The following is a 23,463-nucleotide window of genomic DNA, read 5'->3' as shown; positions in this document are numbered from 1 at the left end:
AGGGAAACTGGTTCATTCCGGACGCGCGGCCTACAGCATCTCGTTGACGCCGTTCGGGCCCATCTCCATGCTGAAGCCTTCGATGCCGCCCGCTTTCAGTTCGGGTCCCATCGCGGCCAGCGATTCCTCGCGTATCAAGCCCTTGAGCCGATGCACCAGCCCGACGAACTCGGGCGTGTCGAACATCTCGGCCGTGCGCGGCCGCGGCAGGAGAACGGCGATCTCCGCCTTGATGCGGCCCGGCCGCGCCGTCATCACGTAGATGCGGTCGGACAGGAAGACGGCTTCCTCGATGTCGTGCGTGATGAACAGCACGGACAGGCGGAATCGCTGCCACATATTGGTGAGGATTTCCTGCATGACGGTGCGCGTCTGCGTGTCCAGCGCGCCGAACGGCTCGTCCATGAGCAACACCCGCGGGTTGGCCGCCAGGGCGCGCACGATGCCGATGCGCTGCTTCATGCCGCCCGACAGCTGGTCCGGGTAGTGGTTCTCGAACGCCAGCAAGCCTGCCAGGCCCAGCAGCGTCCGCGCCGTGGCCTCGCGGCGGCTGCGGTGCACGCCGGCCATCTTCAGGCCGAACTCCACGTTCTGGCGCACGCGCAGCCAGGGGAACAGCGAATACTGCTGGAACACCACCCCGCGCTCCGCGCCTGGCTTCCTGATCCTGACGCCGTCCAGCGTGGCGGTGCCGCGGGTGGGCTGGGTAAAGCCGGCGACGATGCTCAGCAACGTGGACTTGCCGCATCCCGAGGGGCCGATCAGCGACACGAACTCGTGCGGGGCGACCGTCAGCGACACATCGCGGACGGCTTCGGTCTGTGCGTCTCCCGATCCGAAGACCACGGCGATGTCGCGGCACTCGATACTGCCCTTGTCCGGCTGGTTCATTTGCGGGCCCCCTTGGCGTATGCAAGCCACGGCATCAAGGCCCGTCCGATCAGCCGGATCGCGCCGCTGCACAGCAGGCCCAGCGCGCCGATGGTGATCATGCCGAGCACGATGGCTGGGTAGTTGACGAGCGAATAGGCTTCCCATGTGTAGTAGCCCACGCCGTACTGGCCGGAGATCATCTCCGCGGCGATCAGCGAGACCCAGGCCACGCCCATGCCCACGGCCAGGCCGGTGAAGATGTTCGGCATGACGCCGGGCAGGATCACGTACCAGAACAGCCTGGCTTCGCTGGCGCCCAGGCACCGGCCGGCGCGCAGCAATACGCCGTCGAGCGACTCCACGCCGTCCACCGTGTTCAGCAGGATCGGGTAGAAAGCGCCGATGAAGGTGATGAACGCGATGGAGGATTCGGTCGTCGGCCACAGCATGATGGACATGGGCACCCAGGCGATCGCCGGGATGGGCCGCAGCACTTCCAGCCCGGGCATGAAGAGCCGCCGGACGGCGCCATAGCGGCCGATCAGCAAGCCCAAGCCGACGCCGAACACCAGCGCGACCACGAATCCCACCAGGATGCGCCGCAGGCTGTTCAGGACGTTGACCGCGTATGCGTTCGTCCCCACCACGTTCGTGGCTTCCCGCAGGACATCCATGGGCGTCGGGACATTCTTGAACCGCACATAGAACTCCACGCGGTAGCGCGTGCCCAGGTACCACACCAGCAGCAGGATCCCGATGGACACGGCCGGCAGCACCAGCCTGACGGCGATCGCGCGCGCCCTGGCCGCGACGGCCGGCGCCGCGCGGCGGCGCTCGCGGGGCCCGGCGGCCGGCGACTGAACGCCGGCCTGGCCGGCAGGTCGCGGCTCCGATGGCCGCGACTCGGATGGCATGCGCGAAGACAGTGCCGGACTGGCCGACGAACCGATGTCGTCGCGGGCGTCGCGGACATTCATGTCGAAGGAGTGCGCCATCTCAGTTCCCCCCCGCGCTTACCGCTTGCAGCGCCTGCTCGTAGCCGATGACCTTGGCGTGCGATTTCCGTGCGCTGGCCTCCGCGTCGCGCTTGAGCAGATAGGCCTCGATGAGCGGCTGGCCCGCATCGTTCGCGCCCTGCGTGTAGAAGGCGTCGTTGGCGAAGACCTTGATCCCCAGCGCCCGGTCGGTCAGGTACACCGCGTCCAGCTTCTTGCCCTGGGCGCGATACTGGTTCACGCCGCGCAAGGTGCACGCGGCCGTACTGAACGAGACGATGGATACGCCCTGCACCCAGATCTGGCCCGCCTGCGATGGGTCGGTGACGTCGGTATCGCACACCGGGTCCCTGCCCCGCACCGCGTAATTGTCGAAACTGGCCAGTTGTTTGTCGTAATCCAGGCCCGACTCCTTGAAGGCCTGCCGCACGAAGGAATCATTGACCCATTTGTCGATGTCCAGGTCCTTCACCATATTCAGCTTCTTGAGCACGGCGTAGTCCTGCTTCAGCGCGTCCACCCATTTCGGCTTGATGGTCGGGTCCAGGGTGTGGATGCCACCGGGGCCGAGGAACATGTAGACCACTTCCTTGTCCACCTTCGTCCACGACTGGATGCGTTCGGCCGCCTGCTCGGGGTTCTGCCGCATCCAATCGTTGGCCGCCATCAAGGCCTTGATGTAGGCGACGACGACTTCCGGATACTTCTGGCCGAAGTCCTTGCGCACGACCACCCCGTGGAACGTCGGCTGGCCCGTCTCCACGCCATCGAAGATCTTGCGCGCATAGCCGCGAAACGGCAGCAATTCCGCGAACGGCACGAAGTCCGCATGGCCGTCGATGCGATGTTCCTGGATGCTGGTGCTGCCGACTTCCGGGGACTGGTTGGCCAGCGCGAAGTAGTCGGGCGGCAGGTGGCGGCTCTGCAGGGCGGCCAGCAGCATGCCGTGCGCGGCCGAGCCGAACGGCACCGAGACGCGCTTGCCTTTCAGGTCCTCGAGATCGTAGTAGGGAGAATCCTTCGGCACGACCAGGCCGTTGCCGCCACCGTGCGCGTTATAGGCGATCACCGCGACCAGTTCGGTATCGTTGCCGGTCGCATGGCCGGTGGCGCCGTTCACCAGCAGCGGGTAGTCCCCCATCATGCCGATCTGTAGGTTGCCGGCGACCATGCCGTTGGTGATGGGCGGTCCGGACGTCGCGTTCTGCCAGGTCACCTTGTAGGTAACGTCCTTGTACTTGCCAGTGCGAGGCAAGAATTTGTCCAGCAGGTTCAGCTGCTTTAGGACGACGCCGCCGGTGACCGTATTGGTCGTCGTGTCCTGCGTTCCGATGCCGATCTCGATGGTTTCCGCATGTGCGGCGCCCGCGCACATCAGCACCGCCGCCGCGGCCAGGGGTAAAGCACTGCGTGACGCATGGTCGATCCAATCTCTGATTCTCATGACGCAACCTTGGTGATTGATCGGCATGAACGGTGCGATGCGCCGCCCATGTCGGACAGGGACAACATCAGTGGATATAACTCGTCAGTACAAGCACTGTTCAGTCATGCAAAACCCGTGCCAATCCGACTTCCCCTTGATCCACCGATGCTGCCCGGCTCAACTTGCTATTTCGCGCTCCACAACGGTGCCGCACGGCGTTGCGTGGTGCATGGTGGTTTCGGCTTGGTGCATCTGGTCAGGCCAACGACCAGATCCATCCGAAGGTGCCGAAACGTATGAGCAGCGCCGCGCCGATGGCTGTCGTCATGACCGGCGCAATGCGGGTTGCCGCGGTCCGCAGTCCGGGCAGCGACATGCGCGACCGCGCCGCGATGAATGCCAGTACGCATGACGATGCCGCCATGACCGCGAAGACGATGGATGCGCTGGCGACGTCGGCCGCGCCATGTCCGACGAACAGCCCCGCATACACCAGCACGTTGTCGATGGCGCCGCAGGTCGCGATGGTGGTGACGAGCGCGAGTCGTTCGACACCGCCGTCGGGCGCGCCTTGCCGCATCGCTTGCGGCGGTGCCTGCGCAGGAGCGCGGTCGCCGAGCCACGCGGCGATGCGCCGAAGCCCCGCTACCAGCGGCACGATCCCGGCCAGCCCGATGAACGGCGCGTCCCTGAGTCCGCCGAGATTCATGACCGCGATGGAGATCGCCAGCTGGATGCCCACGCTGGCAAGCTGGCCCGCGGCGATCTCCGACGCGCGATAGCGTTCGTTGCCAAAGAAGTCCAGCAGCAGCGCGAAGCCATCGATGTTCGTCGACAGATAGGCGGCTGCCGCCGCCGCCGGAAAGGCGAACAAGGTATCCAACGTCATCTCCCAACCGACGCATGTTCCCCTGCCTCGCGCCGGGTCCTCATGTCATCGGACACATGTTATGACGTGTTATGGTGAGTGTCAACGGCACCTGGGCGACTGTTGGCATATCAAGTTATGACATAATCCGGACTCGCCCCGGACCCGTCCGCCCCTGGGACAGGCGCGGGGATACAATTCGCAGTCCAGCCTGCACGCACAGAACCCCGTATGCCCGCCCGCCCATCGAATCCGCAGACCAGCTACGCCGCGCTCGGGGCACATTCCCATGTCCCGCTTTACCAACAGATCAAGGACACCCTGCGCGCGGGTATCCTGAACGGCCAGTACCCGCCGCACAGCCGGGTGCCGTCCGAAAGCGAACTGCAGGAGATGTTCGAGGTCAGCCGCATCACCATCCGGCAGGCCCTGGGCGACTTGCAGAAGGAAGGCCTGATCTTCAAGGTACATGGCAAGGGCTCGTTCGTGTCGCAGCCCAAGGCGGTCCAGAACATTACGTCCCTGCAGGGCTTCGCGGAAGCCATGGGCGACGAACAGGAAATCCTGAACCATGTCGTGTCCTTCGACTTCGTCCCGGCCAACGCCCAGGTGGCGTCCAGGCTGGCGCTGGACGAAGGCAGCACCGTGGCCGAGATCCATCGCGTGCGCCTGCTGAATCGGAAACCCACGTCGTACGAGGTCACGTTCCTGCCCGAGGCATTGGGAAGAAAACTGCAACGCGCGGATCTCGTCACGCGCGACATCTTCCTTATCCTGGAGAACGACTGCGGCGTCGCGCTGGGCAGCGCCGACCTGGGTATCGAGGCGATTCCCGCGCCGGCGGCCATCACCCGCGCGCTCGGCATGAAAAAAGAGCAACCGGCCCTGCGGGTCGAGCGCCTGACGTATGACGACGCCCTGCGGCCCGTCGACTACGAGCATCTTTATTTCAAGGGCGGCGAATTCCAGTATCGCCTGCGCCTGGATCGCAAGCGCCCGGCGAAAACCACGCGCAAGGCCTGAGGCCCCGAGGTCCGCGCCGGCTTCGCGCCGGCTTCAGGCGCAACTTCAATCTACCTTCAGTCGTACGTTCAGTCATCCCTTCAGTCGTACCAGTAAAGACGGGAAGGGTTGGCCACCAGGACGTTTTCCAGCACGGCGGCGTCATCCGTGTACGACGGCAGCAGGTCCACCAGCTTGCCGTCGTCCGGCACTTCGCGCACGTTCGGGTGCGGCCAGTCCGTACCCCAGACGACGCGCCCGGGCGCGGCCCGCAGGATGCGCTGCACGAAGGGCACGGCATCGGCATAGGGTTGCGCCTGCCGGGACAGCAGCGCCGATATGCGTTCCGGGCCGCTGATCTTCACCCACGCACGTTCATGGCCGAGCACATCCAGCAGGCAGGCCAGGGCCGGCTGGTCCAGGCCGTCTTCCACCATGGGACGCCCCATATGGTCGATGACGAACGGCACCGGCAGCGATTCGAGGAAGCCGCGTATCGCCGGCAGGTGAGCCGCCGTGACGTGGACCTGGATGTGCCAACCCAGCGGCGCGATGCGCGCCGCCATCGCCCTCACCTCTTCGGGGTCCGCCGACTTGCCCAGGTGCGGCATGAAGTTGTAGCGCAGGCCGCGCACGCCGCCGGCATGCAGCCTGCGCAGTTCTTCGTCGGATACATCGGGCGCCACCAGCGCCACGCCGCGATACCGCTCCGGCGCTCGTGCGATGGCGTCGAGCATCGCCCCGTTGTCGGTCCCGTGCACGGTTGCCTGCACGATGACCGCGCGCTCGACGCCCAGCAGGCGATGCAGGGCCTGCAAGCGCTCGATGGGGGCCTCCGGCGGGTCGTAGGCGCGATCGGCCGCGTAGGGGAAGCGCGCCACCGGGCCATAGACGTGCACGTGGGTATCGCAACTGCCGGGCGGCAGGACGTAGGCGGGCTTGCTGGGGTCGGGGTGCGGGGGTGGAACGGTCTTCATGTCGCCTCATTTGTTGTCGATATGCGCGGGATACGCGCGCCATCCACCGCCATGGTAACGGCCAGGCGCGATATCTCGTCCAGCAGTTCGCGCGCGCCGGGCGACAGCTGCGCGCCGGTGCGCGTGGTGACGCCGATCTCGCGCCGCATGCCTTCCAGGGCGAAATCCAGTGTGACCAGGCCACCCGCCTCGAACTCGTAGTGCAATTGGTGGACCGACAGCGCCGTCAGCATGTCGGAATGCAGCAGAAGACCGCGCAGCAGCGCCAGGTCCGCCGTTTCCACGGCAGCCACCAGCAGCGGCTGCCCCTTGCGGCGGAAGAAATCGTTGAGCTGGTCGCGCAGCGGCGTGGAAGCGCGCGATAGCACCCAGGGGTAGCGGGCGAGATCGTCGAAAGCGACAGGGCGCCGCGCCAGCGGATGCCCGGCGCGGGCGATCAGCACGATATCCTCGTGCAGCAGCAGGCGGGTGCTCAGGGAAGTATCGTGCAGCGGCCGCAGCGCGCCCAGGATGAAGTCGACCTCGGCGCTCAGCAGCCGGGCGCACAGGTCCCCATACGGGCTTTCCAGCGTGCGGATGCGCAGCCTGGGATGGCGCGCCAGCACGTTGGCGATGGCGGTCGGCAGCACGATCGTGCGGATCATCGGCAGTGCGCCGACGGTCACCACGCCTTCCAGGGCGCCGTTCAGGGCCGCCATATCCGCCTGGATGTTGCGCAGCTCCGCCAATACGCGCTTGAAGCGGATCACCCAGCGCTCGCCCACCGGCGTGGGGACCATGCCGCGCGCCGTGCGCTGGAACAGCCGCTGCGCCAGGTTCTTTTCGAGCTTGGCGAGCGACGCGCTGATGGCGGGCTGCGTCAGCCCGCAGGCGTGCGCGACGGTGGACATGTGATGCACGTCGGCGAGCATGGCCGCGCTGGTCAGTCGCCGTGTATGGAACAGCGCCGCGGTGGCCGCGACGCTGCTCGCGGCGCCCTGCCCGCGCCGCAGCGCCAGGGCTTCGTCCCGCACGGCGTCCAGTTCCGCTTCGATGCGCCGGGCACGCGCCAGCACGGCTTCGCCGGCGGCCGTCAGCAGCATGCCGGTGGCCTTGCGTTCGAACAGCGCCACGCCCAGGCTTTGCTCCAGGTGGCCCACGGCGCGGGTGACGGCCGAAGAAGCCCGGAACAGCGCTTCGGCGGACCGGCGCACGCCGCCGGCCTGGGCCACCGACGTAAACACGTGCAGATGATGCAGGCTCAGCCCGCCATCGGCGCCATTCGGATATTCCATGCTGTGCCGCAACACCAAAATAAAAATATTAGAACGGCGATCGCCGTACAAGGCAACCCGTCCGTTCGCCATGCAGCCGATACTCGACGCAAATAGAACACAACATCGGAGACATCATGGACGCCCCCCATAAAAACCAAAGGCAGCGGTCGATGACCCGGCGCGCGTTCGCGCTGGGCGGCGCCGGCCTGCTGGCCGCCGCGCTCGTGCCGGCTGCCCGCGCGGCCGGCTTTCCGGACCGCCCCCTGCACCTGATCGTCCCTTTCGCACCTGGCGGCAACGTCGACACGACGGCGCGCGTGGTCAGCGCCGGGCTGACCCAGACACTGGGCGTGTCGGCGGTAGTGGAGAACAAGCCGGGCGCCGGCGGCAGCATCGGCGCCGATATGGTCGTTCGCGCCACGCCCGACGGCTACACCCTGCTGGTGGCCTCCAATGGCCCGATGACGGTCAACCCTTTCGTCCAGCTGCATCTGCCCTACGACCCGCTGCGCGACCTGGCGCCCGTGGGCATGGTGGGCTACGTGCCGCACGTGCTGGTCGTCACGCCCAGCCTGCCGGCCCACACGCTGGCCGAGCTCTTTGCGCTATCCAAGACGCGCCGCATCAACACCGGCACCTCGGGCGTCGGCAGCGCGACCCATCTGACCCTGATGCGGCTGGACGCCGCCGCCGGCGTGAACCTGGCGCACGTACCGTATCGAGGCGGCGGCGCCCTGATACCGGATCTGGTGGGCGGCACGCTGGACGCCACGATGACGGAACTCTCCACCGCCCTGCCCCTGCACCGCGCCGGCAAGGTGCGCATCCTCGCGGTGGCGGCGGCGCAGCGCTCGGCGATCGCGCCGGAGATCCCGACGATGATCGAATCCGGCGTCAAGGACTTCACCGCTTCCAGCTACGTCGGATTGCTCGCGCCGGCCAAGACGCCCAAGGACATACTGGATCGCCTGCAGGGCGGGCTGGCGGCAAGCCTGGCCATGCCCGCCGTGGCCGGCAAACTGCGCGATGCGGGCATGGAAGAAGCCACCGCGTCGGAGAGGACGTCCGCCGGCTTCGCCGAGTTCCTGCGCGCGGAATACGCGCGGTCCAAGGCGGCCGCCCAGCTGGCCGGCATCAAGCCGGAATAGCGCAGCCCTGCCACGCCCCATCCCCGGGAGAGCCCGACAGTGAAGACGCTGAAGAAGCTGTACGTGCAGGTCCTTATCGCGATCGCGGTGGCGATCGTGTTCGGGCTGCTGGACCCGCAGCGCGCGGTCCAGATGCGGCCGCTGGGCGAGGCCTTCATCGCCTTGCTGAAGATGATGCTCGGTCCCATCATCTTCTGTACCGTGGTGCATGGCATCGGGCACATCAGGGATTTCCGCAAGCTGGGCCGGCTGGGGATCAAGACCCTGCTCTACTTCGAGGTGGTCAGCACGATCGCCATGCTGGTGGGTTTCACGGTCGTGAACGTCCTGCGGCCCGGCGATGGTTTGCACGCGGCCGCGCTGGACGCGTCCGCGGGGCATGCGGCGGGCCTGATCAAGGCCGCCTCGGCGGATTTCACGCTGACGCACTTCCTGCTGTCCATCATCCCGCACACGCTGGTCTCCGCGTTCGTCAGCGGCGATATCCTGCCGGTGCTGTTCGTCTCGCTGCTGGCCGGGACGGCGTTGAGCCTGACCGCCAAACCCGATTGGATCGCGCTGAAACTGATCGGCGAAGCGCAGACCGTCGTGTTCAAGATGCTGGGCTTCATCATGCGCCTGTCGCCCTTGGGCGCCTTCGGCGCCATGGCTTCGGCCGTGGGCAGCTATGGCGGCAGCACCCTGCTCTATCTGCTGCGCTACATCCTGACCTACTACGCCAGCGCGTTGATCTTCGTTTTCGTGGTGCTGGGACTGGTGGCGGGGCTGGCCGGATTGTCGATCTTCCGCATCCTGGCGTTGATCAAGGACGAAGCCGTGATCGCCATGGGCACGGCCGCCAGCGAGGCCGCCTTTCCCAGGCTGGTCTCCAAGCTCGGGCAGGCCGGCTGCGACGAGGCGGTCGTCGGCTTCGTGCTGCCGGCGGGCTACAGCTTCAACATCGACGGCGCCTGTCTTTACATGGCCTGCGGCATCGGCTTCATCGCACAGGCCACCGACACCCCCTTGCCGCTGTCGCAGCAATTGGCCCTGCTGGCCGTCATGCTGGTCACGTCCAAGGGCGGCGCCGGCGCGGCCGGGGGCGCGCTGGTCAAGCTGACCGCCACGCTGCAATCCACCCGCGCCCTGCCCCTGAGCGGTGTCGGCCTGCTCTTCGGCATCGACCGCATTCTGGCGATCGCCACGTCCACCGTGAACGTCATCGGCAATAGTGTCGCCGTGCTGGTGCTGGCCAAGTGGGAAGGCATGTTCGATCGCAACAAGTTCGACGCCTGCCTGCGCGGCCAACCCATGCGCGAGACCGGCGACGCGCCGCGTCCCGCCGTGCCGGGGCGCGATCCCGCCTGATTTACCCAGACACATCCTTGGGATACGCGGACTCGCGATCCCTCAAGACACAACGGAGCACATCGCATGCAAGAACCCAAGCGCAACAACCCGCCCGCCGTGGCCATCGTAGGCTTCGGCGAAGTCGGCCCCATCTTCGCCAAGGCCCTGTCCGAGCAAGGCTGCCCTGTCGCCATCCATGACATCAAGCTGGAGAATCCTGCCACACGCGAGGCGATCGCCACCCGGGCGAAGAACAGCGGCGCCCGCGTGGCGGCGTCCCTGGCGGACTGCCTGGCGGGCGCCGAGCTGGTGTTCTCGGCCGTGACCGCCAGCCAGGCCGGCGCCGTCGCGGCCAGCGCCGCGCCCCTGATGAAGCCGGGCCAGGTTTTCATCGACCTGAATTCGGTTTCTCCCAAGGTCAAGCAGCAGAACAGCGTGTTGATCCGGCAACACGGCGCCGACTACGTCGAATCCGCGGTCATGGCCCCCGTTCCGCCGCAGGGCGTCCGCGTGCCCATGTTGCTGGGCGGGCCGTCGGCGCGTGCCATCTCGACGCGCCTCAACGCATTGGGCATGCGCAGCGAAGCCGTGGCCGACGACATCGGCCTGGCCTCCGCCATCAAGCTGTGCCGCAGCATCATGATCAAGGGCATGGAGGCCATGTGCGTGCAGTCCATGCTGGCCGCGCGCCACTTCGGCGTGGACGACCGCGTATTGGCGTCGATGGCCGCCAGTTTTCCCAGCGTCGGCTGGGATGACGGCTACGAAGCCTACCTGATCGGCCGCGTCTCGGAACACGGCCAACGCCGCTCGGAGGAAATGCGGGAGGCCGCCGCGATGCTGACGGAAATCGGCATGAATCCGGGCCTGGCCACCTCCATCGCCGATATCCAGGAAGCGCTCGCCCGCAAAGGCGCGTCCCTGCATGCCGAGCTGGATCCCAAGGGGCGACTGCCGCGCTGGCGTGAGCTGCTGGCCGGACCGGACGCCGGCTGACGACGAACGGTCTCGCCACGCGATCGCGTAGCCCGGTCGCGCCCATCGACGGGCCAGGCAGGTAAAGCCTTCAGGACTAACCCCGAGAATTCCCGTCAGGAATCGAATCCTGCACGAGCGGGAATGAACGACGGCGTCTGGGCTCCTATATTCCCGGGTATCCATGGCATCCACGGGAATCATCTTGGCAGCGCCGAATATCGTATTGATCGTGGCCGACAACCTCGGCTGGGGCGAATTGGGCTGCTACGGGGGCGGCGCCCTGCGTGGCGCGCCGACGCCGCGCATCGACGCGCTGGCCCGCCAGGGCCTGCTGTTGCAGAATTTCAATGTCGAAAGCGATTGCGTGCCGACCCGGTCCGCGCTGATGACAGGGCGCCATCCCATCAGGACAGGGAGCCTGCAAAGCGTGCCGCCCGGCCTTCCGCAGGGGCTGACGCGCTGGGAAGTCACTCTGCCGCAGTTGCTGAAAAAGCAGGGCTACGCCACCGCGCACTACGGCAAATGGCACCTGGGCGATATACCCGGACGCTATCCCTCGGATCGTGGTTTCGATGAATGGTTCGGCATACCCCGCACGACCGACGAAAGCCAGTTCACCTCGACGGTCGGGTTCGATCCCGACGTGGCGGACATTCCTTACATCATGGCCGGCCAGGCGGGAAATCCATCGGAGAAGATCAAGGTCTACGACCTGGATTCCCGCCGGGGCATCGATGCCGACCTGGTCGATCGCGCCGTTGCGTTCATGAAGGACAACCACGGCCGCGGCGTCCCGTTCTTCCTGTACCTGCCCCTGATCCACCTGCATTTCCCCACCCTTCCCCATCCCGACTTCGCCGGCAGGTCGGGCAACGGCGACTTCGCCGATTCCATGATGGAAATGGACCATCGCGTCGGGCAGATCATCGACGCGGTGGATAGCCTGGGGGTCGCGGAGGACACGCTGTTCATTTTCTGCAGCGATAACGGGCCCGAGTTCCGGGCGCCTTATCGCGGTACCGCGGGGCCGTGGCGCGGGACATACCACACCGCCATGGAAGGCAGCCTGCGCGTGCCCTTCATCGCACGCTGGCCGGGCAGGATCAGGCCTGGCAGGATCAGCAATGAGATCATGCACGTAACGGATATCTTCACCACCCTGGCGAAGGTGGCGGGCGCAGAAGTCCCGACCGACCGTCCCATCGACGGTGTCGACCAGCTATCGTTCCTGACGAGCGCGGACGGCAACCCCAAGTCGGCGCGCGAGGGTTTTCCGTTCTACATCAAGCAGGAACTGCGCGCCGTCAAATGGCGCGACTGGAAACTCCATTTCTACTGGGAGCCCGAGGTGAACGAAGGCAAAGGAAAGCTGGAGTCGCCTTACCTGTTCAATATCACCCGCGATCCCAAGGAAGAAACCGATGTCCTGGTGTTCAATACCTGGGTCATGGGGCCGATGCTGAGACTGGTCAAGGCGTTCAACGACAGCGTGAAGGCCTTTCCGAATACGCCGCCCGGGCAGGAAGATTGAGCCTGGCGTCACCAAGATACAAATAATCCAAGGGGTCGAAATTGAAGCTTTCCAGAATGCTGATTCATGCCAGCGTGGTCGTGGCCGCCACCACCACGGCGGTGGCGCGCGCCGAGCCGGCGTGGCCGGACGAAAAACCCATCACCTGGCTCGTGGGGTTCAGCGCCGGCGGATCGGTGGACGTCATCACGCGCGCGATCGCCCAGCAGGTCGGCGCGACGCTGAAGCAGAACATCGTCGTCGAAAACAAGGCCGGCGCCGCGGGAGCGATCGCGCTCGCGGCGGTGGCCAGGGCCAAGCCTGACGGCTACACCCTGGTCACTGTTCCCGGGCCCATCCTGCGCGAGGACGATGGCCTGGAAATCGGCGAAAAGCTGGTCGGCGTCGCCACCCTTGCCGAAGGCGCGGTCGTCATGGTGGGGAGCAGGAACGGCCCTGCCGACTTCAAGCTGCTGCGGGCGGCCATCGAAAAGGCGCCCGCCACCTACACCTATGCAAGTTCAGGCGTGGGCACCGGCCAGCACATCGCCGGCGCCATGTTCAACCTGGCGCTGCACGCGCAGATGGTCCATGTCCCCTACAAGGGCGGCACCCAGGCCCTGGCCAACGTCATGGGCGGACAGGTCAACCTGGGCTTCCTGGGCGTGTCCACCGTCCTGCCCCAGGTGCTGGACGGCAAGCTGATCGCCTATGCGGTGACTTCACCCTACCGGGTCGCTTCGCTCCCCGACGTGCCGACTTTCCAGGAAGCGGGCATCGCCGATTTCAAGCTGACCCAGTGGTACGTCGCGGCAATGCCGGCCGGTACGCCGGATGCCGTCACCCTGAAATTCAGGCAGGCGGTCGACGACGCGCTGCGAACGCCGCAGATCCTGACGCTGCTCAAGGCAAGCGGACTGGACGCCCCAGGCAAGGACGCCCAGGATCCCACCGCCTTCGCCCGCGCCAGCATCGAACAATCCCGCATGATCGCCAAAAAAGCGAACATCGTCCTGCAGTAGCTCGGCATGACACCATCCAGACGCCCCAATTTCATTTTCATCCTGGCCGATGACCTGGGCTATGCCGACCTCGGCTGTACCGGCGCCATGGACGAACGCAACAGGCCGGCCAATATTTCGCCGAACCTGGACCGGCTTGCGCAACGCGGCGTGCGCTTCACGCGCGGCTATTCGAATTCCGCCGTCTGCTCGCCCACCCGTTTCGCGCTGATCACCGGCAGGTGGCAGTACCGGCTGCGCGGCGGCGCCGAAGAGCCCCTGCCCACGGTCATGCGGGACGACAAGGTGCTAGGACTGCCGCCGGAGCATCCGACATTCCCTTCCCTGCTGGGCGCGGCGGGATACGACACCGCATTGATCGGTAAATGGCACCTGGGGCCGCCGCCGCTCTTCGGGCCCACGAAATCCGGATACGACTATTTCTTCGGCTTCCACGCAGGCGGATCCGATTACTTCGCCCATTGCGATCCGCGCGGCCGGCCCGACCTGTGGGAGAACGACCAGCCCATCGAACGCGAGGGCTATCTGACCGACCTGCTGAGCCGGCGCGCCTGCGACTACATCGACGCCGCGGATGACGCGCGGCCATTCTGCCTGAGCCTGCACTACAGCGCGCCGCACTGGCCATGGCTGACCCGCGAGGACGCCGACGAATCCCGGCGCATCGCCGGCATAGGCAAGCACCTGGACGGCGGCTCGATACGCACCTATCAGCGCATGATCCATCACATGGACGAAGGCATAGGCTGGATCGTTGCCGCCCTGGAAAAGAAAGGCGTCCTGGACGACACCTTCATCGTCTTCACCAGCGACAACGGGGGCGAACGTTTTTCCAACAACTGGCCCTTCGTGGGCCAGAAGATGGACCTGCTGGAAGGCGGCATACGGGTGCCGGTACTGGCGAGCTGGCCGAATGGCCTGCCCCGTGGCGAGCTCAGCGACCTGCCGCACATGACCATGGACTGGACCGCGACCTTCCTGGATGCCGCCGGCGTGGGCGCGGCGCCAGGCTACCCGCTGGACGGCGTATCGCTGCTGCCAGCGCTACGCGGGCACGCGCCGGCCGTCCAGCGCGATCTTTGCTGGCGAATGAAGCATCGTGACCAACGTGCCCTGATCCGCGGCAACTGGAAGTTTCTCCAGGTGGAAGGGATCCCCTACCTGTTCGACCTGTCCAGGGATGAACGGGAGCGGGCCAACCTGCGCGATCGGGAACCGGGCAAGCTGGCGGAACTGATGGAGGCGTGGCGGGCGTGGGACGCCAGCCTGCCGCCCATTCCGGAGGACGCGCAGGCGCACCTGGTGTTCGACAAGCGGCAATTGCCGCAGGCGACGTTCTAGCCGTCGGATTGCACCAGGCTTCGTATCGTCATGGCGCGTGCGGCGTGACTGGCCCGATCAGGACGCAATAACGCATCCAGCAAGGCGACATGATGTCCGCGCGGCAGCTCGGCGCACTTCCTGCCCACGTCCGCCGCCGTGAGCGGCCGTGCCTGGCTGCCCAGCGGGGCCGGGCAGTCGGCCTGGATCGACGACCCGTCGCGCAGCGTCACCGTCACCCGTGCCGCTCGGTGATGCGGCGGCGGTAGCGCCGGCCGCAGCGGGCGCAGCCGTATGGCATGGCGCAGACGGGCCACGCTCGCATCGCGCAGGAAGCCGGCGCCCAGTGCGTCGGCGTCGGTCCTGCCATGCAGCCAGGCGACGGCAAGCAGATGGGGGATGGAAAAGCGCGCCGCCAGGCTGGTCCGGACGTCGCGCTGGTCCATGCCGACCGCGAAGTCGTGGACCTCGGCGTCGATATGGACCGATTCGTCGCACGCGCCCGATGCGCGCGCCAATACTTTCGCGCGGACTTCCATCAGAGCTTCCAGCGAGGCATGGCTCTGGCCGGCGCAGGGCAGCACCTTGAAATAGTTTTGGCGGATGGCCCAGGCGTCGCCCAGGTCGGCCGTGTATGCCGAGGTATCGGCGTGTACATGCAGCATGTCACCCAGGCGCGCCAGGGCATGATCGGGCGCGGGCAGCCCGCCTTGCGCCCAGGCGACGCACGTGAACGCATGTTCAACCCCGGCACCGACCCAGAGATTGGCGGCGAGGCCGCCATCGGCCACGATGGCGAAGGGCCGTGGCGCGGCCAGCGTGGCGGCATGCAGCAACGCCTGGTGCAGGGTATCGCCGTCCAGCCCGCGCAGGATGCCGACCGTGGCGGTCGCGCCCAGCCCGCTCCACAAGGCATGCGGATGGACGGGGGCGGCGCCGAAGGTCCAGGCGCGGGCCAGGCGGCAGGTCACTTCGTAGCCCAGGGCGATGGCGTGCAGGAAGAGCCCCAGGTCATGGTGGGCGGCTTCGCATTCGGCCAGCGCCGCCGGGACGCAATAGATGCCAGCGTGGCACATCAGGTGATGATGCCCTTCGTCCAGCTGCATCCAGTTGGCGGCGATGGCGTTGCGCGCGGCGGCGCTGGCCGGCGGCAGGCGCAGGTCCGGCTGGCCGAGGACGGTGCAGGCGCGCAGGGAGTAACCAGCCTTGCGCGCATCGCTGGTAGGTACTGCAACGGCGGACATCCCGCCCGTGGACACGCCGCCTCCGGCATCGCGAGTCCAGGCCTGTAGCTCCGCATCGTCCGCCGCGCCCAACGCGCAGGCGATCGTATCGGCGGCGACCATGGCGACGCGCTCTGCCACGTCGGCCGGAACGGCATCCGGCCTGGTGGCGGACGCCCACTGGCAGAGTCGACGCATCGCGCAGCCGGCTTCATCCATGGGACGACCTGCGCCAGTCGGGGGCGATCCCCCTGCCCCATCCCGGCTCGCCGACCACGCGCCGGTCCCACATCACCACGTTCCCGCGCACCAGGGTGTGCACCGGCCGCGCCGTGACGAAACGCCCGTGCCAGGGCGAAATGCGGTTCAGCGAATGCAGCGCGGACTGGTCGATCCGATACGCGCCTTCCATATCGACGATGGCGAAGTCCGCATCGGCGCCGACGCCGATGTGCCCTTTGCGCGGATAAAGCCCCCAGGCAAGCGCCGGGGCCAGCGCGCTCCAGCGCACGTATGCCGGCAAGCTCATCCGGCCGCGCTGCGATTCGGTCAGCATGACGGGCATCTGCGTTTCCAGCCCTATCATGCCGCGGCAGCATTGCCAGATATCCGGGTTGCGTTTTTCTTCCTCGGTATGCGGCGCATGGTCGGTGGCGATCATGCCTATGGTGCCGTCCAGCAGCGCGGCCCACAACGCGTCGGCGTGCGCGCCGCCCCGTATGGGAGGATTGACCCTGACCATCCCGGACAGGCTGTCGATCTCGGGCAGGCCGAACAGCAGGTAGTGCGGACAGGTCTCCGCCGTCATGTCGACGCCCTGCGCCAGTGCATGCCGTATGGCCTGCACGCCGCCGGCGGAGCTCACGTGGGCGATGTGCACAGCCGCGCACGCCGCTTGGGCGAGCGCCGTAACGCGCCCGATCGCCTCGATCTCGCAGACCTCGGGGCGAGACTCCTCGTGCGCGCGGGCGTCGGTGCGCCCCGCTTCGATGAACTGGCGCCGGCGATGCTGCATGATGGCGGCATTCTCGGCGTGGACGGAGCAGCGCACGCCCAGCCGGGCCAGGCGCTCCAGGCCTTCGTAGACCACGCCGTCGTCCGGCGACTCCAGGTCGCCGGTGTTCTCCGTCATGAAGCACTTGAAGCCGGCGATGCCGTCTTCGACCAGGGCCTCCAGATGCGGCAGGCTGCTGCTGTCGAGCACGCCGTACAGGCCCCAATCGACCAGGGACAAGGCCGCCGCCCGCTCGCGCTTGCGCACCAGCGCCTCGCGATTGGCGGTGGGCGGATCCGTATTGGGCATGTCCATCACGGTCGTCACGCCGCCGGCCGCGGCGGCGCTCGACCCCGTCCGCCAGTTTTCCTTGTAGGTCGAGCCCGGGTCGCGGAAATGCACGTGGCAATCGATGGCGCCGGGCAGCACGTGCAGGCCTTCGGCATCGATGACCCTGCGCGCGCCGGGCAGCCCGGTCAATGCGCCGATCGCGACGATGCGCCCCGCGTCGATGGCGATGTCGGCCTGCACGACCGCGTCGCCGATGACAGCATGGCCACCCGCGATGATCAGATCCACCATGGCGCGGTCTCCTGGTGTGAATGTGGATTTACTTTCGACATGGCGTGCTCTATAAGCTTCCGAACTGTTCCTGTCGCATCCGGTGAGACCGGCGCGATCCGGGCATCATCGAGGAAACGTCGCGAAGCATGGATCCGAAGTTGCTGGAAATCGGCATGCGCCTGCGCGCGTACCGCATCGGCGCGGGACTGAGCGCGGATGCGCTGGGTGTACGCCTGAACGTGTCGCGCGCCTCCGTCTACCGCATGGAGGCGCAGGGCATAGGCCGGCTGGACGTGCTGATGCGCGTGGCGCGGCTGCTGGACGTGCCGCTCGAAACCCTGCTGGGCGTCGGCGTCGAGTACGTGGCGTCGGCGCTGGCGTACTTCGAGCGGCTGCGCCAGATCGAGGCGCGCGCCGAACATATCTTCGTGGCTTTCGGCCCCATCGTGTACCTGCTGACGTCCGACGGCTACGACACGCTGCTGCGGCAGGCGCTGTCCACGCGTGCCACGGCCACACGGCGTCCGGCCCGCGCGCGCACCGACATCGACGCGCTCATGTCGATACTCAAATTGCGCAAGGCGCAGTACCTGCAACGCCGTCCCGCCATCACCAACGTGCTGTCGCTGCCGGAACTCGTCCAGTTCAGCGAACAGGGGCTGGAGGACGAGGACGCCAGCCCGGCGCTGCGGGAAGCCCATCGGAACATGGTGCTCCATGAGTTGGAACATGTGGCTCAACTGCTGGAATCCCCGCCGATGGGCGTGCAGATCGGCATACTTTTCGACAGGCTGCCCACGACGAGTTTTTCCGTCATACGCCAGGCGGACACCACGTTTTCGCTGACCAGCCCGTTTCGGGTGGGCCCGCAGCTGAACGTGTGGCGGGGGATCGGCACGATCTCGCAGGATGCCGAAGCCTTGCGCCTGCACCGCCAGCTGGCCAACGATTTGTGGTCCGAGGTCATGACCGGCCAGCGCGCCGCCGATTTCGTCCGGCGCCGCATCCTGGCCCGCGCTTGACCACCCTTCCGACCGCTCTTACTTGGCGCCCGCCTGCAGCAGGTCGGGCGACAACGGCTGCTGCATCCACTTTTCCGAGATCGCGTTCAGGCTGCCGTCCGCCTTGATGCTGGACAGGAAGGCATTCATCTTGTCCAGCAGGCGCTTTTCACCCTTGGGCACGGCGGCGTGCACCGGCGAGTTCAGCAGGATGAGCTTTTCCTCGAATGGCGGCGAACCCTTCTGCCGCAGGGCCACGGCGATGACGTTGCCGATGGCCATGGTGTTGGCCTGGCCGCTGAAAAAAGCGGATATGGTGCTCGCGTTGTCGTCGTATCGCGACAGCCTGGCGTCCTTGGCCTGCTCCGTCAGCAGGCGTTCCTCGATGGCGCCCTTGGTCACCGCCACGGTCATGCCCTTCAGGTCGGCCACGCCATGGATCGGCGCGCTGCCCGGCTTGCCATAGATGCCGATGTAGTACGGGGCATAGGGCTGGGTGAAGTCCACGGCCTTGGCGCGCTCTTCGCTGCGGCCGATGTTCAGCATGACGTCGGCTTTACCCGTCTGCAGGGTCGCCACCCGGTTGGGCGCGGTCACGGGCACGAATTCGACCCGCACGTGCCAGGCCTTTTCGAGCAGCGCCGACATGTCGATGTCGTAGCCGCGCGGCTTCATCTGCTGGTCCACGCTGCCGAAAGGCGGATAGTCGGTCATGATGCCGACCCGCACGACGCCGCGGGCATTGATGTCGTCGAGCAGATCGGCGTGGGCCGGAGCCGCGAAGGCGCACAGGCCGGCCAACAGGGCCGCCGCGCAGGAAGAAGCGGATAGACGCATGGATTTTCCCCAGGATAGAGTCATGGGGCATGTTTATGACAGCCTTGCCCCTGCCTCGCATTCTCCCGGTCGCCGCGGCCTGGCGCCAGATCAGATTTCGCGCATCGTCTCAAAAAATGAGACAAGCTACTGCTTGGGCACCCCCGTGGCGGCGATGATGCCCGTGTACAAATCCATCTCCTTGGCGATGAACTGCCGGAAACCATCGGGCGGCAGATAATGGATGGTCAGGCCGTTGTCCTCCATCGCCTTGACGGTGGCGGGATCCTCGAGCACCGCCGCGACGTCCGCGGCGATCCCGGCCGTCACCTGCTTGTCCATTCCCGCCGGCCCGAACACGCCGAACCAGTTGCTCAGGTGGAAGTCCTTCAGCCCGAGTTCGTCGACGGTCGGCGTGTTGGGCAGCAGCGGCTGGCGCACGGGGCCGGTCACGAGCAGCGGATGCAGCTTGCCGGCCCGGATATTTCCCAGCAAGGGCGGCGTGGTCGCGAAGAAGACGTCGATCTGCCCGCCGACCAGGTCCGCGACGGCCGCGCCCGTGCCCTTGTAGGGCACGTGCAGCATGTCCAGGCCCGTGCGCACCCGCAGCAGTTCTCCCGCCAGATGCTGCTGGCCGCCCGTGCCGGGCGATCCGAACGCGATCGACCGATGCTGTCCCTTCAGCGCGAGCAATTCCTTGAAACTCTTCACAGGAAGCTTGGGGCCGCTGACCAGCACCAGCGGCGCCTCGGCGACCAGCGATATCGCCGTCAGGTCGGCCAAGGGGTCGTACATCATCTTGTTGTAGACCAGCTTGTTGATCGACACCTCGGGCGTGTAGCCCAGCAGCAGCGTATAGCCGTCCGGCTTGGCCTTGACCACGTTGTCCGCGCCTATCATGCCGCCGGCGCCGGGGCGGTTTTCCACCACCACCTGCTGGTTCCACAGCTTGCCCAGCTTTTCGCTCATGATGCGCGCGATCAGGTCGGTGGCGCCGCCAGGGACGTAGGCGACGACCACGCGCACGGGTTGCGTAGGATGGAATTTCGCGGCTGCGGGCTCGGCCGCCGCCGCCCCCACCGCGCAGACGGACAACACGCCCAGCAAGGCGGCGGCATTGCGTTTGAACCACTTCATCTTTTTTTCCCCTTGGAATGTATGAACCGCGCCTGGGCGCGTGATGGACGGGTTATGACCCGATCATGGCCGGATCAGCCGCATGATCTCCCCTGCCCCCTCCCCGCCGTCTTCTATGAGATCGATCGTGTGCGGGCGCGGCGCCAGGCCGCCCAGCAATGCCTCGGCCGCCGGGCGGGGCCCGGAAACCAGGTGATAAGCCTCGTCGCCGATGCGCATATCGATGCGCTTCGCGCCGGCCGCGCCGGTCACGTCGACGGCATGGATGCGACCATGCGGCAGCAGCGCGTTCAGCGCCGCCAGGACGCGCGCCGCGAGACGCGGGTCATAGCGGCGATCGATGAACCCGTTGCGCGGAAAGTAGCCACGATCGACGTCCATGAAGGTGTCGAAGGCGTAATGCACGCCCTGGTCCATGCGGGCGGCGATATACGCATCGGCCACGAGCGCGGCGATCGCCAGGTCGTCCTCGTTCGCACTGGCCAGCTCATGCGCGAGCTTCACCGCGCCCCAGATGACGCAGCCGTCGTCCTGTGCCTGCCGGGACAGCGATCGGTGCGCGGCGTGGACATCCGTGCCCCAATCCAGCCTGACGGTATATCCATCCACCCACCCCGCCGCGACGGACTCCCGCAGCCAGTCGGCGCCGGCGAGTTCGGCCGGGCGCATGCCGGTATTCACGAAATGGCTGTAGTGCTTGCCGTCGAAATGCTTGTCGTCATCGACGCCGCGTATCTTCGCGTAGATCAGCTGCGCGTCGCTGGCGCCACGCAGCGCACGCAAGCGGTCGGCCGACTGCGCCAGCCGCGCCTGCGTCAGGTTCAATTCCAGCGCGTCGATGCGGACCCCCGCCCGCGCGGCGCCTTCGATCAACCGCGGATCGGGGCAGCCCAGGCAGGTGGTGACGAAGCCATGCCCGACGTCGCTCATCATCCTGGCGCGGCGCAGGGTTTCTTCTCCCGCCAGGTCCTGCAGCGGGATTTTCAGCGTGCGCAGGCCCATCTCCCACATGGCCATCAGGGGATAGTCGTTGCGCGCCGGCTTGCGGCCGAACTCCTGTACGCCGCCGGTGCACGGGATCTCAACCACCTCGGCCCAGGGGTGGCGCATTTCCGCGGCGATGCCGCATGCGCTCGCCGTCTTGGTATGCGCCAGGATGTGCGGCACGGCATCGCGCGCGGCGGATGTGGCGTGCTCTTCGACGGACCGGCCGCGCGTGCGCACCAGGTGCGCCGCATGGCCCTGCTCGTAGACGTCGACCACGAAGTAGCCGAACTTGTTGACGTCGCCCCGCCCGTATTCGTCCATGGGCGGCACGCGGTAGAACTCGGAGAAGTCGTGGCGCAGGAAGGCCGTGGAAGGGAGCATGTACAGCTCCGCGTTGCCCACTGTCTCGTACCAGAAATTGTGGACATGGCCGCAGAACACGGCTTCCACCCGTTCGTGCGCCATGCGTTCCAGCAGCCAGCCGCGGCCCGGCTCGTCGATATTGTCGTAGGAGCCCTTTTCGTCGCGCCGATGCAGGAACGGCGGGTAATGCAGCGATATGAATACCCGCCCCGTGGCGGTGGCGAGCTGCTCGTCCAGCCACGCCATCTGATCCGACTCCCCCGCCAACCCCGAGTTGAACAACAAGGCGTTCAGGTAGATGAAGCGCACCGTGCCCTGGTCCACGGCGTAATAGTCTTCGCCGAACGTCGCCCGGTACTTGTCCAGGTATTCGGCGCAGACCACGTCGGCGGGCATCCAGTCCACCCGCTTGTCGCCCACGTCGTGATTGCCGGGCACCACATGCAGCGGCATGGGCAGCACCGCCGCCATCTCCTTGAACCTGCGCGCGGCCTCGTCGAACGCGGGCAAGCCCGGCACGGGGTGGACGATGTCGCCCAGGTGGATAACGAAATCCGGCGCTGTGGCCAACTGGGCGATGTCCTGGAACACATGCCGCGCCCGTGCGTTGGCCCGGGCATTGGTGGCGAATGGCGACGCGCAGGTGTGTTCGTCCTCGTTCACATGCGTGTCCGCCACCACGGCGAAGGAAAACAATCTGGCGCCGCGGGGCTCGCGGGCTGCGCGGCGCTTGCGCTCTTGGTCAATTGAATTCACAATATCGGTATTGGAGATCGTTTATCGTGCGGGCACTTTAAATATCGTGCCCCTGCACTGTCAATCCTCATTTCCCCAGGCATCGATGAACCGTAAAACGCCGCCGCATTACGAGCTCGGCCCACGCGAAGACCTGCTTGCCCATCCGCAGTTCGCGTCCACCCTGTTCAATGGCCTGGAGGTGCTGCGGCAGTTCACGCCCGCCCAACCATCCCTGGGCAACAAGGAAATCGCCGACGCCCTGGGCCTGAGCCGGCCGGCGGTCACCCGCCTGACGTTCACGCTGGTGGGAATGGGCCTGCTGCGGCGTGACGAGCGCACGGGCCGGTATTCGCTCGGCCCCGCCGTCCTGAGCCTGGGCTATCCCTTGCTGGTGGACCTGACGCTGCGGCAGCTCGCCGCGCACGATATGGTCGAACTGGCCCGCTTCGCGCGCGGCCCCGTGTCGCTAGGCGTGCGCGACCGCCTGCAGGTGGTCTATGTGGAAACGGTGGAAGACCGCGATTCCAGCGGCACCCGGCCCGATATCGGTTCGACGCGGCCGCTGCTGCGCACGGCCATGGGCCGTGCCTTGATGTATGCCCACACGCCCCAGGAACGGAAGCTGATCTGCAGCTGCTACGCGCAGGCGCATCCGGCGGACTGGGAGCGCTTTTCGCCGGCGTTGGCGGCGGCCTACGAAGACATCGCCCGGGACGGCTTCGTCGTGGTCAAGCGCGACTGGCAACCGAATATCTGCGGGATCGCCGTTCCCCTGCGCTACCGTGCCAACGGCATGCCGCTGGCGATGAGCGTGACTATCCAGATCGACGCGGCGGATGATGGCTACGTCGGCCAGGTCCTGGGCCCGCGCATCGCATCGCTGGTGCGCAACCTGGACTACCGGCTGGGCATGGTCGACGGCTAGGCGCAAGGGAC

The 23,463-nt window shown here is 66.7% G+C and carries 20 protein-coding genes; 9 read left to right on the top strand and 11 right to left on the bottom strand.

Translation table 11 applies throughout. The features are described 5' to 3' along the window. Positions 1-30: 30 nt before the first annotated feature. The 4 genes from CAL26_RS13545 to CAL26_RS13530 all read right to left on the bottom strand — a co-directional run bounded on the left by CAL26_RS13545 (position 31) and on the right by CAL26_RS13530 (position 4,177). Positions 31-891 carry an ABC transporter ATP-binding protein gene (locus tag CAL26_RS13545; protein WP_094847427.1) on the bottom strand — a complete coding sequence of 287 codons (861 nt, stop codon included), beginning with the start codon at positions 889-891 and terminating at the stop codon, positions 31-33. After that, positions 888-1,868, bottom strand: coding sequence for an ABC transporter permease (locus CAL26_RS13540; RefSeq protein ID WP_218831552.1), 981 nt, complete (start codon positions 1,866-1,868; stop codon positions 888-890). The genes CAL26_RS13545 and CAL26_RS13540 overlap by 4 nt, the downstream gene beginning before the upstream one ends. Position 1,869: 1 nt before the next feature. Further along, positions 1,870-3,312, bottom strand: coding sequence for an ABC transporter substrate-binding protein (locus tag CAL26_RS13535; RefSeq protein WP_094849859.1), 1,443 nt, complete (start codon positions 3,310-3,312; stop codon positions 1,870-1,872). A gap of 238 nt (positions 3,313-3,550) precedes the next feature. Beyond that, positions 3,551-4,177: a cadmium resistance transporter gene (locus tag CAL26_RS13530; RefSeq protein ID WP_179283356.1), complete on the bottom strand. Its 627-nt coding sequence runs from the start codon at positions 4,175-4,177 to the stop codon at positions 3,551-3,553. Between the two features lie 216 nt (positions 4,178-4,393). On the opposite strand from CAL26_RS13530, the gene CAL26_RS13525 reads away from it, so the two are divergent. After that, complete coding sequence (locus CAL26_RS13525) at positions 4,394-5,185, top strand: GntR family transcriptional regulator (protein ID WP_094847425.1); 792 nt, start codon at positions 4,394-4,396, stop codon at positions 5,183-5,185. 80 nt (positions 5,186-5,265) lie between these two features. On the opposite strand, the gene CAL26_RS13520 is transcribed toward CAL26_RS13525, so the two are convergent. Both CAL26_RS13520 and CAL26_RS13515 read right to left on the bottom strand, forming a co-directional pair. Continuing rightward, a complete protein-coding gene (locus tag CAL26_RS13520; protein ID WP_094847424.1) occupies positions 5,266-6,141 on the bottom strand; it encodes an amidohydrolase family protein in 876 nt (291 codons plus the stop codon). Continuing rightward, positions 6,138-7,415, bottom strand: coding sequence for a LysR family transcriptional regulator (locus CAL26_RS13515; RefSeq protein WP_094847423.1), 1,278 nt, complete (start codon positions 7,413-7,415; stop codon positions 6,138-6,140). The genes CAL26_RS13520 and CAL26_RS13515 overlap by 4 nt, the downstream gene beginning before the upstream one ends. Before the next feature lie 116 nt (positions 7,416-7,531). Between CAL26_RS13515 and CAL26_RS13510 the strand changes: the two genes are divergently transcribed. From CAL26_RS13510 to CAL26_RS13485, 6 genes are all read left to right on the top strand, one after another. Further along, on the top strand, positions 7,532-8,545 hold the full coding sequence (locus CAL26_RS13510) for a Bug family tripartite tricarboxylate transporter substrate binding protein (protein ID WP_256988409.1): 1,014 nt from the start codon (positions 7,532-7,534) through the stop codon (positions 8,543-8,545). A gap of 39 nt (positions 8,546-8,584) precedes the next feature. Continuing rightward, positions 8,585-9,892 carry a cation:dicarboxylate symporter family transporter gene (locus CAL26_RS13505; protein ID WP_094847421.1) on the top strand — a complete coding sequence of 436 codons (1,308 nt, stop codon included), beginning with the start codon at positions 8,585-8,587 and terminating at the stop codon, positions 9,890-9,892. Between the two features lie 66 nt (positions 9,893-9,958). Further along, complete coding sequence (locus CAL26_RS13500; RefSeq protein WP_094847420.1) at positions 9,959-10,870, top strand: NAD(P)-dependent oxidoreductase; 912 nt, start codon at positions 9,959-9,961, stop codon at positions 10,868-10,870. 184 nt (positions 10,871-11,054) lie between these two features. Beyond that, on the top strand, positions 11,055-12,383 hold the full coding sequence (locus CAL26_RS13495) for an arylsulfatase (RefSeq protein WP_256988408.1): 1,329 nt from the start codon (positions 11,055-11,057) through the stop codon (positions 12,381-12,383). Between the two features lie 41 nt (positions 12,384-12,424). Then, positions 12,425-13,384, top strand: a complete 960-nt coding sequence (locus CAL26_RS13490) for a Bug family tripartite tricarboxylate transporter substrate binding protein (protein WP_143277427.1) — start codon at positions 12,425-12,427, stop codon at positions 13,382-13,384. A 6-nt stretch (positions 13,385-13,390) separates the two neighbouring features. Then, positions 13,391-14,725, top strand: coding sequence for a sulfatase family protein (locus CAL26_RS13485; RefSeq protein WP_094847418.1), 1,335 nt, complete (start codon positions 13,391-13,393; stop codon positions 14,723-14,725). Here the strand turns inward: CAL26_RS13485 and CAL26_RS13480 are convergent. Together CAL26_RS13480 and allB are read right to left on the bottom strand one after the other, a co-directional pair. Beyond that, a complete protein-coding gene (locus CAL26_RS13480) occupies positions 14,722-16,146 on the bottom strand; it encodes an MmgE/PrpD family protein (protein WP_094847417.1) in 1,425 nt (474 codons plus the stop codon). The two genes, CAL26_RS13485 and CAL26_RS13480, sit on opposite strands and share 4 nt — an antisense overlap. Continuing rightward, entirely contained in the window at positions 16,139-17,503 is a 1,365-nt protein-coding gene (gene allB / locus CAL26_RS13475) for an allantoinase AllB (protein WP_094847416.1), read from the bottom strand. Before allB ends, CAL26_RS13480 begins: the two co-directional genes overlap by 8 nt. A gap of 128 nt (positions 17,504-17,631) precedes the next feature. Here allB and CAL26_RS13470 point away from each other — a divergent pair, with 128 nt between their 5' ends. Then, positions 17,632-18,507: a helix-turn-helix domain-containing protein gene (locus CAL26_RS13470; protein ID WP_094847415.1), complete on the top strand. Its 876-nt coding sequence runs from the start codon at positions 17,632-17,634 to the stop codon at positions 18,505-18,507. A gap of 18 nt (positions 18,508-18,525) precedes the next feature. On the opposite strand, the gene CAL26_RS13465 is transcribed toward CAL26_RS13470, so the two are convergent. The 3 genes from CAL26_RS13465 to CAL26_RS13455 form a co-directional block, all read right to left on the bottom strand. Continuing rightward, positions 18,526-19,323 (bottom strand): transporter substrate-binding domain-containing protein, encoded by a 798-nt coding sequence (locus CAL26_RS13465; RefSeq protein WP_179283354.1) that lies wholly within the window; start codon positions 19,321-19,323, stop codon positions 18,526-18,528. A 126-nt stretch (positions 19,324-19,449) separates the two neighbouring features. Continuing rightward, positions 19,450-20,439, bottom strand: coding sequence for a Bug family tripartite tricarboxylate transporter substrate binding protein (locus CAL26_RS13460; RefSeq protein ID WP_094847413.1), 990 nt, complete (start codon positions 20,437-20,439; stop codon positions 19,450-19,452). Positions 20,440-20,502: 63 nt separating this feature from the next. Then, the gene (locus CAL26_RS13455; RefSeq protein ID WP_256988406.1) at positions 20,503-22,485 is read right to left on the bottom strand and encodes a metallophosphoesterase; all 1,983 of its coding nucleotides are present in this window, start codon (positions 22,483-22,485) and stop codon (positions 20,503-20,505) included. A 145-nt stretch (positions 22,486-22,630) separates the two neighbouring features. Between CAL26_RS13455 and CAL26_RS13450 the strand changes: the two genes are divergently transcribed. Continuing rightward, entirely contained in the window at positions 22,631-23,452 is an 822-nt protein-coding gene (locus tag CAL26_RS13450) for an IclR family transcriptional regulator (protein WP_094847412.1), read from the top strand. The last annotated feature ends 11 nt before the right edge of the window (positions 23,453-23,463 follow it).

The sequence above is a fragment of the Bordetella genomosp. 9 genome, from assembly GCF_002261425.1.
Lineage (GTDB): Bacteria > Pseudomonadota > Gammaproteobacteria > Burkholderiales > Burkholderiaceae_B > Bordetella_C.
Note: the sequence above shows the minus strand (reverse complement) of the source record. Positions and strands in the feature narration are given on the sequence as shown.